This window comes from Metabacillus litoralis (genome assembly GCF_003667825.1).
Classification (GTDB): Bacteria; Bacillota; Bacilli; order Bacillales; family Bacillaceae; genus Metabacillus; species Metabacillus litoralis_B.
This window is the reverse complement of sequence record NZ_CP033043.1, coordinates 4,707,824-4,721,896: the sequence shown is the minus strand read 5'-3', so window position 1 is coordinate 4,721,896 and position 14,073 is coordinate 4,707,824. Positions and strand designations below refer to the sequence as shown.

The following is a 14,073-nucleotide window of genomic DNA, read 5'->3' as shown; positions in this document are numbered from 1 at the left end:
ACAACCTCCATAAGAAGATTGTGCTTCCACTAATCTAACTGTTGTATTTGAAATAATTTATAGTAGTGACTTTGCTTATCCATCAACTCTTGATGTGTTCCTTCTTCTAACACGTTACCATCCTCAATCACGACAATTTTGTCAGAATGAGTAATTGTTGACAGGCGATGCGCAACAATAAAGGTTGTGCGTTCTTTCGCAAGGTTCTCAAGTGCTTCTTGAATAAGGTGCTCACTTTCTAAATCAAGCGCTGAGGTAGCTTCATCTAAAATAAGAATTGGTGGATTTTTCAAAAACACCCTCGCAATGGATACCCTCTGCTTTTGTCCACCGGATAATTTAACTCCTCTTTCACCAACTTTAGTATCATACCCGTTCGGCAACTTTGTAATAAAGTCATGAGCATTGGCTGCTTTTGCTGCTGCAATAATCTCCTCTTCAGATGCCCCAGGCTTACCGATCAGAATATTCTCTCTCACAGTATTGCTAAACAAGAATGTATCCTGAAGCACCATCCCAATTTGTTCTCTGAGACTTTGCGCTTCATAATCTCTAATATCAATTCCATCAAGTAAAATACTTCCTCCTGTTACATCATAAAAACGTGGAAGTAAGCTAACAAGAGTTGATTTACCTCCTCCACTCATCCCAACAAGTGCAAGCGTTTCACCTTTTTTCACCTTCAAAGATAACCCTTCAATAATAAGCGCTTCATCTTCCTGATAGCGGAAGGAAATATTCTGAAATTCAATTTCACCTTTAACTCCATCTGCTTTTTTAGCATTTGGTTTATCCACCACTTCATACGGCACATCAATAAATTCAAACACGCGATCCATAGAGGCAAAGGCCTGGGTTAAAGTGGTTGAAGAATTAATTAGCCTGCGCAACGGATTATATAGTTGTTCAATATAAGCGATAAACGCAACCATTGTTCCTATTGTTAATTGCCCTTGAATAACTTGATATCCAGCAAAAGTGATAACAATTAACGGTGCAATATCAGTTAACGTGTTAACTATGGAAAAGGTTTTGGCATTCCAGCTAGTATGGGTAAGAGCTTTTTCAAGAAAATTGGCATTTTCCTTCGCGAACTGCTTCTGCTCAAAGTCCTCCGTTGCAAAGCTACGTATAACAGGCATACCCTGAACACGTTCATGTAAATGCCCCTGAACTTCTGCAAGAGCCTGTGAGCGAACTCTTGTTAAGTGTCGTAATCTTCCGTAAAAGTATTTAACAGACAAACCATAAAGCGGAAAAAGAACAATAGAAACCAATGTTAGCTTAACATTCATTGAAAACATAATACCAACAGCAATAATGATCGTCACAACATCAAGCCAAACATTCATCAAGCCTGTTATGACGAAATTCTTTGTTTGTTCTACATCATTTATAACCCGTGAAATAATTTCTCCAGCCCTTGTATTGGCATAATATCGCAAGCTTAACTTTTGAAGATGGGTGAAAAGCTGATCTCTTATATCATATAAAATTTTACTTGCCGTCCATTGTGCATAGTATTGCCGATAGTACTCGACTGGTGGACGAATGACAACAAATAAAATAAACATAAAGCCCATAATCGTTAATAATTCTTTTGTTTTTTCTGCTTCTGTGCCGTTCCCGCCAATGATATTATCCACAACATGCCTAATTAACAGCGGCAATAATAACGGAATAGAAAACTTAATAACTCCAATAATAATCGTCCCTATAATTTGTAGACGATAAGGCTTTACAAAAGCCAAGTATCGTTTAACTACCCCCAAAAAAATCCCCCGTTTCTACTCTAAAGCCAAACATTCGGTTCACGACTAAAGCTGGTCACAGTTATGTCTTACTTGCATTGATACTCTTTCATCCAGCTCAATATGAATCGTTTTACAATAATTAAAAAGGCTGACCCTATGAGTCACCCTTATTACATTTACTATTTTACGTATGTTAAATATCGTTCATACCACTCGTCAATAAATTCAGGTGCAAACGGACCTTTTTTCTGTCGAATCCAACGAAGTAATGTTTCGAGGTTTTTTCTTAAGATGAGATCAATAACTTCTGGATAATTCATTAGCTTACTATGCTGTTCATATTCATCTTCATCCAAAATCGTATATGTCATATCTGGATAAACCTTCACATCAAGATCATAGTCAATATACTTCAAAGCTTCATCATCCCATACAAAAGGCGAACTAATATTACAGTAATAATATACTCCATCTTCTCTAAGCATACCTATAATATTAAACCAATGTCTGGCATGAAAGTAGCAGATCGCCGGCTCTCTTGTCACCCATGTTCTACCGTCTGATTCCGTAACAATTGTTCTGTCATTCCCACCAATGATACAGTGCTGAGAACCCTTTAATACAGTTGATTCTTCCCAGACTCTATGAATGTAGCCATTATGTTTATAACTATGAATTTGAATTTTGTCTCCTTCCCTGGGAAAGCCCACTTTTCTCCCCTTCTTTCGATTGGTTGCTTCGTGAAATCTATTTCACAACGTCTTTACCTTATATAGTTCCTTTCATTATAACGTTTGTCAGGGAAAAAGGAAAATAAAAGAGTTATAACTGTAAGGTTATATACTGCTTTGCAGGCTCGTATTAGTATGCTAAGGGGTAGCTGGAAAGCTTTATTTTTCTAATAAGACTTGTTCATTTTCGGGTTTTTGTCGTTCATACACCCGATGAACGACACTCTTCTTCCTTTCGCCTTCGTTTTGTCGTTCATACACCCGTTGAACGACACTCCTCTCCCTTTTCGCCTTCGTTTTGTCGTTCATACACCCGATGAACGACACTCCTCTCCCTTTTCGCCTTCGTTTTGTCGTTCATACACACGATGAACGACACTCCTCTCCCTTTTCGCCTTCGTTTTGTCGTTCATACACCCGATGAACGACACTCCTCTCCCTTTTCGCCTTCGTTTTGTCGTTCATACACCCGATGAACGACACTCCTCTCCCTTTTCGCAGTCGTTTTGTCGTTCATACACACGATGAACGACACTCCTCTCCCTTTTCGCCTTTGTTTTGTCGTTCATACACACGATGAACGACACTCCTCTCCCTTTTCGCAGTCGTTTTGTCGTTCATACACCCGATGAACGACACTCCTCTCCCTTTTCGCAGTCGTTTTGTCGTTCATACACCCGATGAACGACACTCCTCTCCCTTTTCGCCTTTGTTTTGTCGTTCATACACACGATGAACGACACTCCTCTCCCTTTTCGCCTTCGTTTTGTCGTTCATACACCCGATGAACGACACTTCTCTCCCCTCCAGAAGCAATAAAAAATCCAGCATAAATAAATGCCGGAATCGGAGTTAATTATTTTATTAAGATCATGAAACAGTCTCAAACTTTTGATCTTCGTAAGATTGAATAACCTCTTCTGTTTGTCTTTCAAAGACTTGTTGAATTTTATTTAATTCTTCTTTCATTTGTGCGATTTCATCATGAATGGATTGGAGTTTAGCTTCGTCTTGTAGGGCAGCTAGTTGGGTTTTTATATCCTGACATCTTTCAATTTCTGACTGTAGATATAATAATTTATCCATGGTTTTTAATTGCTCACCTACTAGTTGATCAAAATTCATGTTTATTCTCCTTTCAATAGAGACTCATAATCACTTGTGTATATTAAATTCTTCATAAATTTTTTTGATCCTTTGACTAGTTATGTAGAGGAACCGAAACTTTTGTCGTTTTAGAAAAAATCATCCCCGATGATCTGAAGCCTTCCTAGCTTAAGCACAAAAGAAAAGACACCTCTCCACACTGTGGGAAAGGTGTCTTAGAGCCTTAGCTAATTAAGAGTTTTGGTTTTTGTTAGCTTCAGCTTGTTGGTTTTGTTGTTTTACTTGTTGTACGTTAGTTTCGCTCGCAAATTCAGTACCAAATTGACCTGCACCAGCTTGGCCACCTTGTGCACTTTGAGCGTTTTGTTGTTTTACATGTTGGATGTTAGTCCCTGATGCTGTTTTACCAGCTTGGAAATTGTTTTGTGCCATTCGATATCACCTCCACGAAATATAGATTGTCCTAGAGGTGAATTTAATATCCAACATATTTCAAAAAAAATTAAAATTAAATTTTTACTTAAAATCTCGCTTTTAGGGCACACGTTTCAGCCTAAACGAGTAAAGAGCGCCCCCCATCAACAATAAGAGTTTGACCTCTGATCATCGACGCTTTGTCCGTTAATAAAAACTCAATAGCATTAACCATATCTTCTATTTCAACCATTCTTCCTGCTGGAGTATTCTCCCTAGCATCCTCCAATAGCTCATTACGATTCGGGAAATGCTTTAAAGCATCTGTGTCAACAGCTCCACCTGAAACGGCATTAACAATAATGTTTTTCGGAGATAATTCAACAGCTAAATATCTTGTAAGAGCTTCTAATGCTGCTTTCGAAACACCAACTGTTGTGTAGTTTTCCAAATATCTAATCGAGCCAAGTGAGCTTGTACTAACAATGAAGCCCCCACCATTTCTCTCCATTAGCTTAGCCGCTTCTTGTGCACAGAAAAGAAGAGCTTTACTATTAATGTTCATTGTCCAATCCCAATGACTTTCTTCTAATTCCATTGCAGGCTTTTGAACACCAGATGCTGCATTATTTACAAACACATCAAGTCTGCCAAATTCCTCATCAATTTGTGAAAATAACTCTTTTATTTTTTCCGGCTTTCCTACATTAGCCTTAACCGCAATAGCTTTTACACCCAATTTTTCAATTTGTTCAACTACCTCTAATGCAGCTGTTTTGCTTCGTGCATAGTTCACAACAATGTTATAACCTTTTTCTGCCAAACGAATGGCTACTGCTTTTCCAATCCCTCTACTACTACCTGTAATAAGTGCTACTTTATTTTCTTGGGTCATTTTGTCAACTCCTTAAAATTAAACAATCGAATAGATGTTATTATTGTATCAGATAATATAATGAAACTTCTATGAGATAGAAGTCTTGCTTCAATCGAACACATCTCGTCAATTAGAGGAGGATGTTTATGTATGTTGGTCGTGATATGACTGAATTATCGATGATGTCAAAGAAAGAGTGGAAAAAAGAAGAACTTGCCCACTTCCACCATTCTCTTCAACAAATGGTTCCTTATCTTAATGTTGAAGGACAAACCATTCACCGCGAAATTATTGAAGAAATTGAAGCTCGTGGTGGCTTAAAAAGAAATGAAGCGGATTATACTCATGGAACAAGAGTTCAATATGATTAAAACCTTTCGGGTCTGACTAAGATTTGTCAGACCCAAGGTATATCTTATAAATTTTTTGATGTGATACAGGAAAGGCATACTTTTCTAGCTCTTTTTCTGTTACAGCAATAAGTTGGTCATTTGGAATGTTGTTCACTTTCCCAATATAAATAGATATATTCCAAATTAAATGCGAAAAAACATGCTCTACAGTACCAGATAACTCTGAAAGTTCAACATCTGCACCATAAGTTGAAAGTAAAAACTCTTGGAGTTGCTTCCTATAAGTATTACCTGCTTCTTGTTGAACTTCCATATTTGGATATTCCCAAAGGTTAGCTAACAAGCCTGTAGATGACCTTTTATGAATATATAATCTTCCATCATGATCATATAAAACAGCTGCCGCCATTTGAAGCGGTTTTGGTTTCTTTTTCTTACTTTTAATCGGCAGTTCTGCTTGAACCCCTTCTTCAAAAGCAGAGCAATGTTCCCTAACAGGACATAAAAGACATGAAGGGGAAGTTGGTGTGCAGATTAGTGCACCTAGCTCCATCACTGCTTGGTTGAATGATGAGGGATCTTCCTTTGATATTATCTGATAAGTTGCCTCATCAAAAATCTTCCTTGTTTTCGGTTTTGCAATATCTTCCCAAATCGATAAAATTCTCGAGAAAACTCTCATCACATTACCGTCGACAGCTGGTTCTGGAATATTATAGGCAATACTAAGAATTGCTCCTTTTGTATAAGGACCTACTCCTTTTAGCTTAGAAATTTCTTCAGGAGTATTTGGGACAATACCCGAATAAGATTCATTCACTTCTTTAACAGCTGCATGAAGGTTTCTAACCCTCGAGTAATACCCAAGTCCTTCCCAGGCCTTTAATACTTCTTCCTCATTTGCAGCAGCCAATGCTTCTATTGTAGGAAATTTATCGATAAATGCATTAAAATATGGAATAACAGTATCTACTCTTGTTTGCTGAAGCATAATCTCTGACACCCAAATTTTATATGGATCTTGGTCTTTACGCCAAGGTAAATCCCTTTTTTCAGCTAAATACCAGGTGATCAAATCTTGTTGAAATTCTTGAATCGAAAAATCTTTTAATTTATTTTGTAGTTCATTTACCATTAGATTTTTCCTCCAGATGTTAAATTACAGGTTATTCGGGAAAAGATAATAATAAGACTATTTATTAGAGGCTCTCTTCCTAAATGTAGGACAAGACTTATTATTATATAACGAATTTAAAAATCAAGAGAATTATTCACATTGGACAATTTTGTCACATATAAATTCAAGGAATCTTTAAGGATTTTTCTCTCAAAGAGATCTTCCTCTTGAGCCATTACAAGGAGGTACATGATTTTGGATACAGGAACTCATGTGGTTATGGGAATAGCCTTAGGTGGCTTAGCCACTCTCGATCCCGCAGTTGGAATAGATAACCCAACTGCACAAGCTGTTATGTTCGGAACAATTATCGGATCACAAGCTCCTGATCTTGATACAATATTAAAGCTTAGAAACAATGCAAAATATATAAGAAACCATAGAGGGATTACCCACTCCATTCCTGCTATCTTACTATGGTCATTTTTAATTACTGGATTGTTAACAATTTTTATTCCTGAGAGTAATTTACTCCATTTGTATCTTTGGACCTTACTCGCTATTGTTCTGCACGTTTTTGTGGATATATTTAATGCGTACGGAACACAGGCACTCCGTCCATTTTCAAAAAAGTGGATTGCCCTTGGAATTATCAATACATTTGATCCGTTTATCTTTTTTACACATGTAGTAGGAATCATTATTTGGGTGTTAGGTGGTCATCCAGGCTTCACCTTTCTAACTGTTTATGCCATATTGATTGCCTATTATATCATTCGTTTTAGCATGCAAAGAAATATTATCCACCGATTGCATAAGCTCATCCCAAATATAGAACAAATCATTATTTCACCTACAATGAGGTTCAGACAATGGCATATTGCCATTATGACGGATAAAAACTTTCACGTTGCCAGATCTGTTAATGAAGAAATCATTATTTTAGATGAATTTGAACGTGTACCTGTACCGCAGACTGATGTGATAAAGGCTGCTGAAGAAGATGATAATATTTCTGCCTTTTTATCTTTTTCTCCTGTGTATCGTTGGGAGGTTGATGAATTTACTGATCATTATGAGGTAAGGTTTATTGATTTACGATATCGAAGTAAAGGGTATTATCCCTTTGTAGCAATTGTTCAGCTTGATCAAGACTTAAATATCGTCAGCTCCTATACTGGCTGGATTTTTAGTGAAGAAAAATTACGAAAAAAATTGGAGCTTATACCTGAATAACGATTGAAAGGCTGACATCATGTCAGCCTTTCTTATTTAAACAAACGTTTAATTAATGCTTTAGATAATCATCATTGTTCAATAAGTGACTATATTTAGGGTTTGTTGCTATGAAATCGTGAAGTTTGTCGCCATAATGGGTAATTAACTGTCTAACAACCTGTTCGGTCATTTCTTTTCCTTTGTAAGTTCTACCTGCCTTTGCTTGGGTAGATTCGAAATCTTCCCATAACAGCTCCACCCATGTTCTTGCTTGTGCATACGAAAGGCTATTGTTTTTACTTAATAACTCATTTGTTAACCGCTCAAAGTATTCTTCCATTATTATCACCTCTAGGTAGGATTCGTTACTAATATTTAGGCTCTATAGGACCCATACTATAAATACGCTTCAATGATTGAAGCAAATGATGAATGGAGGGGATTGTGTTGCGTAACAAAGAATCAGGATTCCCAAATATGAATAACAACAAATTTGAAGGCGAACCAAGAGCGAAGGATGAGTTTGCATCTAAGCGAGCAAACGGCACGATCAATACTCATCCACAAGAACGAATGAGAGCATCTGGTCGACGTGAAAATCCTTATTCTTAATAAACACAATCATATTTTTTAATCAAACAGTGAATGGGGCTGACAAGTATTGTCAGCCCTTTAATAACATTGATATTGGCAGAGCTTCTTCATGTTCTGGTGAAGCCAACCGATACCCCCATGCAAAGATTCCATTCATATAATTTACTTTAAAGAATTCACCAGGTGCACCATCAATTTCATAAACTTCTTCAGACTTAAATTCATTTGGATCTAGAAGATATGATTTTGCCATAGTAATTTTCCGTTCTAAAACAGCAAACTCATTAACAATCCCTAACTGCTCTGCTTTCCTTGCTTTTTCCTTTAATGTTGCAATTTCACTTTTTAATTCATATTCAGTCATTTCACTATAACGCTTAGTATTCACAACCATTTCCCCTTGCTCTAATTATTCACTTAAAAACTTTTCAATTAATTCTATCGCAAAACCTTTTCTATATAAAAACTGCTTCATTTTCATTTTGTAGTGATAAGGATCTTCATTTTGATATTTTTTCTGAGCCTTTTCCGCATGCTTAACTAACGCTAACCACTCTTCAGATTCATCTTGCTCATAGTCGACTTCCTCTAACGCAGTTGAAATGATATTATAGGAAAACCCTTTTCTTAGTAGATGCTGCTCGATTTTTTGCTTAAGCTGAATCGTTGAAAGTTTATTATTTTTTTTCAAAAGTTTTTCAGCATGAGCAACGGCCTCTTCAATCTGCTCATCTTGATTATATTCCTCCAAGACCTGTTCTACTATAGATTGTCCAATTCCTTTCATAGCCAATTCACGAGTTAATACAGTAGGACCTTTCCCATTTGTTTGCTTCTGGGTCCGCACATAGGCTAGTGCAAATTCAAAATCATCTACATAGTTAAATTCTTTTAATTTAGCGATGACTTCCTTTATTACCGATTCATGATATTCCTTTTTCGCCAAATGATCCTCTACTTCTTTAACTGAGCGCATACGATAACTTAGGAACTCTAACGCCTTATTATAAGCCTTCTTTCTATCATCACCATATTTTATCTCAACGATATCAAATTCATCTAGTTCTTTGCCTTTTTGAAGATTATGTTTTATTAAAATGTCTTGATCAACGCTAAAAGCATACTTTTCCCCCGTACCATCATCGAGGAAAATATTGTATCTTTCATCAGATTGCTTTTGTGTAGTAATTTTTGTAATAATTGCCATGCTAATCACCTACTCATAACTTGTTATAACACATTCAAATGAGGTTATTTTTAAAAGAAAGGGTATAAATGAAAGAGATACGTTACTTTAACATATTTATAAAAGGAGTTGATTTTATGAAAATTGCCATTTCAGGTGGAACCGGCTTTGTCGGGAAGCATCTAGCCCAACATTTTTTAAGCAAAGGATACTCTGTTTATATTTTAACACGAAGTAAAAGAACTTCTTCAGAAAAAAACCTGCATTATGTTCAGTGGTTATCAGAAAGCTCAAATCCAGCTTCCGCTTTGGAAGGTGTTGATGTAGTAATTAATTTAGCTGGTAAAACAATTAATACGAGGTGGACAGAAAAAGCAAAAAAAGAGATCGTAGATAGTCGCGTCGAGTCTACTAAAGCCATATATTCTATAATAAATAGCCTTAAACAAAGACCGTCTGTTTTTATAAATGCAAGTGCAATTGGAATATACGGTACCTCTGTAGAACAAACTTTCACAGAGACATCTACCACCAAAGGAACAGATTTCCTAGCAAAGACTGTTGAGGTTTGGGAAAAGGAAGCGAACAAAATGAACGAGCTTGGTGTAAGAACCGTATTAACAAGATTTGGAATTGTTCTTGGAGAGGAAGGAGCACTACCAAAGATGGTTCTGCCTTATAAAATATTTGCAGGAGGTCCTCTTGGCTCCGGTGGGCAGTGGGTGTCTTGGATTCATATCGGTGACCTGGTTCATCTTATCCACCATATTATCCACACACCAAAGATTACAGGACCCGTAAATGCAGTGGCTCCAAATCCAGTTCAAATGAATCAGCTCGGAAAAACAATTGCAAAAAAACTACAACGTCCACATTGGTTACCAGCTCCTTCATTTGCATTAAAAGCTGTATTAGGTGAAATGAGTCTCTTACTATTAAAGGGGCAACGGGTGTTGCCTGAAAAGGCCTTAACAAGTCATTATCAATTCATATATCCCTCTCTTGATAAAGCGTTGAGCGACATATTAAAATCTCAATAATGCAGCCTTGTCTGAAGGCTGCACAAGATAAAAACTTATTTTTAAAAGAAAGAGAATGAAGCCACCTATGAAATCTACACTTTTTAAACAAGCAACAGTTTATCCTGTTGTTTCACCAGTTTTGTATGAGGCAGATGTTTTAGTTGAAGATGGTAAGATAGCCGCGATTGGCAAAAATATAGAAACAAATGGAGAAGCAGAGATTATTGTATGTAAAGACAAATTTCTTTTCCCTGGATTTATTGATGTGCATACACACCTAGGTCTTTATGATGAAGGTACTGGCTGGGCAGGAAATGATGCGAATGAAACAATTGAGCCTCTCACGCCACATATCAGAGCGTTAGATGGAGTACATCCATTAGACCCAGCCTTCAAGGATGCAATAAAGTATGGCATCACAACAGCTCATGTTATGCCTGGCAGTGCTAACGTTATAGGTGGTACAACCTCTGTTATTAAGACATTTGGGATTAATATTTCTAAAATGGTTATTCAAGAAACAGCTGGCTTAAAAATTGCTCTGGGAGAAAATCCGAAGCGTATGCATAGCCACGGGAATAAAGAATCCATTACCCGAATGGGAATTATGGGGATGCTTCGTGAAGCATTCTACAAGGCAAAGTATTGTGATGAAAAAGAGGACTTTCGCTCTATCTCAATAAAAAAGGCCTTGCGACGTGAAATACCAGTTCGTATTCACGCTCATCGTGCAGACGACATTATGAGTGCGATTAGATTCGCAGAAGAATTTAATCTAGATTATCGGATTGAACATTGTACAGAAGGACATTTAATTGCTGAAGAATTAGTAGGCAAAGGAGTCAAAGTCTGTGTTGGACCTACTTTAACTAGAAAGTCTAAGATTGAATTAAAAAACAAAAGTTGGTCAACCTACCAAGAGCTTTCCAAAAGAGGTGTAGAAGTTTCCATAACAACCGATCATCCTTATACCCCGATTCAATACCTTAATCTTTGTGCAGCATTAGCTGTTAGAGAAGGGTTTAATGAGCAAAAGGCATTAGAAGGAATTACTATCACAGCTGCACGTAATTTAAGAGTTGCAGATAGGGTTGGTAGTATTGAAATTGGTAAGGATGCAGATTTGGTGGTTTGGAATACTCATCCTTTTCATTACTTAGCGAAACCTGAACTCACCATGATTGATGGGAATATTGTCTATAAAGAAAGCTAGTAAGCTTGACTTGCGTGCAATAGCAAAAACAGGACAATGATATTTTCACATTTAACAGATAAAAAATGACAAAGAAATATTATACTGATATCATTTTCCCCTCATTCTCTTTATGATAACACAGTTATTTTCACTGCTCTTTAGTAAAGGGTTAAACCGTGTTATTTACTATGCATTGTTGTCAGAATATTTTACCAGAACTCAAAAAAGGTACGTATATCAACAACTATTTTAAGATACAAAAATTTTTTTTTGAATTCGACAAAAAAGGAGTATCTTTTTCATATAAAATGCCGTATTATACTCCATGGAAGTAACATTAAAAGTGATTTCACCATTGTCTTCACTTAACGAAATGCAAATATGAACAACTAAATCTAGTAGTGGGAAGGCAAATGGTGCGCCACCAGCAATACTGGTTCTAGTGGGTTCGATTCCCACCCCGAAATTTTTTGAATGTAAGGCAACATAAAAAATTTCGAGGGTGGAGACGACCATATCACGTGGAGTCTGCCCTCAGGTTGGAGGGGTCCAGATGCTAAAAAAACGTGATATTTATGATAGTCAAGCACTTTATGAACACATGATTCACCCAGAAGTCTTCCCTTTTGTGCGTCATAAAGCAAATTCTTTTGAAGAATATTTATTTCTAACTAAACAAACGATTGAGGCTGAAGAACGAGGTGAATTGATTTCACGTACCATTTTAGATGAATGGGGATCTCCAATCGGCACAATTAGCTTGTTTGATATTCAAGATAAAGCTGGTTTCTTAGGAACCTGGATTGGAAAGCCATATCATGGCAAGGGCTACAACAAACTTGCAAAAGATGCGTTTTTCAATGAACTTTTTTATGAACTAGATATTGAAACGATTTTCTTAAGAATTCGCAAACAAAATATTCGCTCAACAAAGGCTGCAGAGAAGCTTCCTTACGTAGTAAATGCGAATGAAACAAGAGCACATTTGCTTGAACAAATAAATAACGGCGAAGATATTTTTAACCTTTTTGAAATTTCAAGAGACCAGTATACAATTTACACATATCACAATGCTTCTGAGGCTGAAGAACAACAACTTAAGGAAGCTTAATTATCCACAGGTGAAATTCAAATGAATTTCACCTGTTTTGTATTTTTTTCCTACTTCTGTATGAATAAACTTGATGATGTCAAAACTAATCATGAATACTACATTTTGGAAGGATGATTATGATGGCATCAGAAAAAAAGAAAAGAGATAAATCAAAAAGTACTCTTTCAAGCATGCAAGAAGTAACATATTCTCGTGAGTTCAAAAATGCTGATCGAGCTGGTGGATACATAAGTAAACAAAGACACTAACTTCCAACATGAAATGATGAAAAAAAGCCATCCTAAGTTTGAACAAGTTGTTCAATATCTTTAGGGGGGCTTTTTTATGGGCAGAGGTCATAAACATAATCATAAAGCACGAGATAAAAACTCTTCATCACTTCCACAAACACCTAAAAACTTAAAAAGAGATGGGATTGACGAGGAATTTTCAAGAGAATTAGCTGACCAAGACGATATTGAAGCTCAAGCAAGAGCAAAAGCAGCTGATCAAAGACAACGCGCTAATAGAAATTTATAATACGTATGCTGAAAAGGAAGTGGGAATCTCCACTTCCTTTTCTTTTCGTGGATAATTTGTGGATATTCCAACACAAAGACTGTGGATAATGTGGATAAAACTGTTAGTATCTTTATTTACAATACTCTTTTATCCACATATAACTGTTTATATTCTAAAAATAACTAATACTCACTATGTGGATAATGTGAATAAATTAATTCAGTTAACAATCATATGCCTATTAACATATACTGCAATGTAGTCGTTTGTATAAAAATAAGACAGGGGTGTTAATAGTTGGCATACGAGATTACACAGGATTATATTCGTACTGGAAACTCCCGCTCTGGACAACGTATTGGTACAGTTCGCTTTATTGTTAGCCATGATACAGGCAATCCAGGCTCTACTGCTTATGGAAACCGCAACTACTTTGATACTCAGCAACCATCTGCTTCTGCCCATACCTTTATTGATGATAAATATATTTTAGAAATCATTCCTTTAACTGAAATTGCTTATCATGTTCGTTCAAATGTAACAACTGATAACAGGCTATATGGTGCAAATGCCAATAGTGCTGCAATTGGAGTGGAGTTATGTCATGGAGGTACAATCAATTTTCAAGAAGCATATAATCGCTATATATGGTACCACGCTTATCTTTGTGACAGATTTAATTTAGATCCTAATTCAGATATTGTTGCACATGCTACGCTTGACCCAACAAGAAGAACTGACCCAATTGGGATATTACGTAGTAACGGTATTTCTTGGTCCATGTTTATTGAAGATGTATCCGAAGCACTTAGTAACTTTAATGGTGCAGCACCACCAAATGAACAAACTGAAACACCTCCTACTCCAGTAGTAAAAGGAACATCTGTTAC

Annotated in this window: 17 protein-coding genes and 1 pseudogene; 9 read left to right on the top strand and 9 right to left on the bottom strand. The window is 36.5% G+C overall.

All coding sequences use genetic code 11. The features are described from left to right. Window positions 1-29: 29 nt before the first annotated feature. The 5 genes from D9842_RS23080 to fabL all read right to left on the bottom strand — a co-directional run bounded on the left by D9842_RS23080 (window position 30) and on the right by fabL (window position 4,901). Window positions 30-1,772, bottom strand: a complete 1,743-nt coding sequence (locus tag D9842_RS23080) for an ABC transporter ATP-binding protein (protein ID WP_121664484.1) — start codon at window positions 1,770-1,772, stop codon at window positions 30-32. A gap of 161 nt (window positions 1,773-1,933) precedes the next feature. Next, window positions 1,934-2,464, bottom strand: a complete 531-nt coding sequence (gene ntdP, locus D9842_RS23075) for a nucleoside tri-diphosphate phosphatase (protein ID WP_121664483.1) — start codon at window positions 2,462-2,464, stop codon at window positions 1,934-1,936. A gap of 891 nt (window positions 2,465-3,355) precedes the next feature. Beyond that, window positions 3,356-3,610 (bottom strand): YgaB family protein, encoded by a 255-nt coding sequence (locus tag D9842_RS23070; protein WP_098798587.1) that lies wholly within the window; start codon window positions 3,608-3,610, stop codon window positions 3,356-3,358. A 213-nt stretch (window positions 3,611-3,823) separates the two neighbouring features. Further along, window positions 3,824-4,024, bottom strand: coding sequence for a gamma-type small acid-soluble spore protein (locus D9842_RS23065; RefSeq protein ID WP_121664482.1), 201 nt, complete (start codon window positions 4,022-4,024; stop codon window positions 3,824-3,826). A gap of 121 nt (window positions 4,025-4,145) precedes the next feature. Further along, window positions 4,146-4,901 (bottom strand): enoyl-[acyl-carrier-protein] reductase FabL, encoded by a 756-nt coding sequence (gene fabL / locus D9842_RS23060; RefSeq protein ID WP_121664481.1) that lies wholly within the window; start codon window positions 4,899-4,901, stop codon window positions 4,146-4,148. A gap of 128 nt (window positions 4,902-5,029) precedes the next feature. On the opposite strand from fabL, the gene D9842_RS23055 reads away from it, so the two are divergent. After that, window positions 5,030-5,254, top strand: a complete 225-nt coding sequence (locus D9842_RS23055; protein WP_098798584.1) for a hypothetical protein — start codon at window positions 5,030-5,032, stop codon at window positions 5,252-5,254. A gap of 16 nt (window positions 5,255-5,270) precedes the next feature. On the opposite strand, the gene mutY is transcribed toward D9842_RS23055, so the two are convergent. Next, window positions 5,271-6,371, bottom strand: coding sequence for an A/G-specific adenine glycosylase (gene mutY / locus D9842_RS23050; RefSeq protein ID WP_121664480.1), 1,101 nt, complete (start codon window positions 6,369-6,371; stop codon window positions 5,271-5,273). Between the two features lie 237 nt (window positions 6,372-6,608). Here mutY and D9842_RS23045 point away from each other — a divergent pair, with 237 nt between their 5' ends. Beyond that, the gene (locus D9842_RS23045; protein WP_121664479.1) at window positions 6,609-7,589 is read left to right on the top strand and encodes a metal-dependent hydrolase; all 981 of its coding nucleotides are present in this window, start codon (window positions 6,609-6,611) and stop codon (window positions 7,587-7,589) included. Between the two features lie 52 nt (window positions 7,590-7,641). Here the strand turns inward: D9842_RS23045 and D9842_RS23040 are convergent, their stop codons facing one another. Next, on the bottom strand, window positions 7,642-7,911 hold the full coding sequence (locus D9842_RS23040) for a YfhJ family protein (RefSeq protein WP_121664478.1): 270 nt from the start codon (window positions 7,909-7,911) through the stop codon (window positions 7,642-7,644). 107 nt (window positions 7,912-8,018) lie between these two features. Between D9842_RS23040 and D9842_RS23035 the strand changes: the two genes are divergently transcribed. Further along, window positions 8,019-8,183 carry a small, acid-soluble spore protein K gene (locus D9842_RS23035; RefSeq protein WP_121664477.1) on the top strand — a complete coding sequence of 55 codons (165 nt, stop codon included), beginning with the start codon at window positions 8,019-8,021 and terminating at the stop codon, window positions 8,181-8,183. Between the two features lie 52 nt (window positions 8,184-8,235). Here the strand turns inward: D9842_RS23035 and D9842_RS23030 are convergent, their stop codons facing one another. Then, complete coding sequence (locus tag D9842_RS23030) at window positions 8,236-8,553, bottom strand: YfhH family protein (RefSeq protein WP_121664476.1); 318 nt, start codon at window positions 8,551-8,553, stop codon at window positions 8,236-8,238. A gap of 21 nt (window positions 8,554-8,574) precedes the next feature. Then, the gene (gene recX, locus D9842_RS23025) at window positions 8,575-9,372 is read right to left on the bottom strand and encodes a recombination regulator RecX (protein WP_121664475.1); all 798 of its coding nucleotides are present in this window, start codon (window positions 9,370-9,372) and stop codon (window positions 8,575-8,577) included. A 116-nt stretch (window positions 9,373-9,488) separates the two neighbouring features. Here recX and D9842_RS23020 point away from each other — a divergent pair, with 116 nt between their 5' ends. The 6 genes and pseudogenes from D9842_RS23020 to D9842_RS26430 all read left to right on the top strand — a co-directional run. Further along, window positions 9,489-10,391: a TIGR01777 family oxidoreductase gene (locus D9842_RS23020; protein ID WP_121664474.1), complete on the top strand. Its 903-nt coding sequence runs from the start codon at window positions 9,489-9,491 to the stop codon at window positions 10,389-10,391. A 67-nt stretch (window positions 10,392-10,458) separates the two neighbouring features. Beyond that, window positions 10,459-11,586, top strand: a complete 1,128-nt coding sequence (locus tag D9842_RS23015; RefSeq protein WP_121664473.1) for an amidohydrolase — start codon at window positions 10,459-10,461, stop codon at window positions 11,584-11,586. Window positions 11,587-12,121: 535 nt separating this feature from the next. Beyond that, window positions 12,122-12,679: a GNAT family N-acetyltransferase gene (locus D9842_RS23010; protein ID WP_121664472.1), complete on the top strand. Its 558-nt coding sequence runs from the start codon at window positions 12,122-12,124 to the stop codon at window positions 12,677-12,679. Window positions 12,680-12,801: 122 nt separating this feature from the next. Then, window positions 12,802-12,930 carry a YfhE family protein gene (locus D9842_RS23005; protein WP_098798575.1) on the top strand — a complete coding sequence of 43 codons (129 nt, stop codon included), beginning with the start codon at window positions 12,802-12,804 and terminating at the stop codon, window positions 12,928-12,930. A 76-nt stretch (window positions 12,931-13,006) separates the two neighbouring features. After that, complete coding sequence (locus tag D9842_RS23000; protein WP_121664471.1) at window positions 13,007-13,201, top strand: YfhD family protein; 195 nt, start codon at window positions 13,007-13,009, stop codon at window positions 13,199-13,201. Between the two features lie 279 nt (window positions 13,202-13,480). Beyond that, window positions 13,481-14,002, top strand: a pseudogene (locus D9842_RS26430) (peptidoglycan recognition protein family protein); the annotation flags it as partial. Window positions 14,003-14,073: the final 71 nt, after the last annotated feature.

Bases quoted from the DNA above. Each gene is read 5' to 3' on its own strand.
- fabL (WP_121664481.1), bottom strand. From the start codon at position 4,901: ATGACCCAAGAAAATAAAGTAGCACTTATTACAGGTAGTAGTAGAGGG.
- D9842_RS23055 (WP_098798584.1), top strand. From the start codon at position 5,030: ATGTATGTTGGTCGTGATATGACTGAATTATCGATGATGTCAAAGAAA.
- D9842_RS23005 (WP_098798575.1), top strand. From the start codon at position 12,802: ATGGCATCAGAAAAAAAGAAAAGAGATAAATCAAAAAGTACTCTTTCA.
- D9842_RS23040 (WP_121664478.1), bottom strand. From the start codon at position 7,911: ATGGAAGAATACTTTGAGCGGTTAACAAATGAGTTATTAAGTAAAAAC.
- D9842_RS23020 (WP_121664474.1), top strand. From the start codon at position 9,489: ATGAAAATTGCCATTTCAGGTGGAACCGGCTTTGTCGGGAAGCATCTA.
- D9842_RS23015 (WP_121664473.1), top strand. From the start codon at position 10,459: ATGAAATCTACACTTTTTAAACAAGCAACAGTTTATCCTGTTGTTTCA.
- recX (WP_121664475.1), bottom strand. From the start codon at position 9,372: ATGGCAATTATTACAAAAATTACTACACAAAAGCAATCTGATGAAAGA.
- mutY (WP_121664480.1), bottom strand. From the start codon at position 6,371: ATGGTAAATGAACTACAAAATAAATTAAAAGATTTTTCGATTCAAGAA.
- D9842_RS23070 (WP_098798587.1), bottom strand. From the start codon at position 3,610: ATGAATTTTGATCAACTAGTAGGTGAGCAATTAAAAACCATGGATAAA.
- D9842_RS23010 (WP_121664472.1), top strand. From the start codon at position 12,122: ATGCTAAAAAAACGTGATATTTATGATAGTCAAGCACTTTATGAACAC.
- D9842_RS23065 (WP_121664482.1), bottom strand. From the start codon at position 4,024: ATGGCACAAAACAATTTCCAAGCTGGTAAAACAGCATCAGGGACTAAC.
- D9842_RS23000 (WP_121664471.1), top strand. From the start codon at position 13,007: ATGGGCAGAGGTCATAAACATAATCATAAAGCACGAGATAAAAACTCT.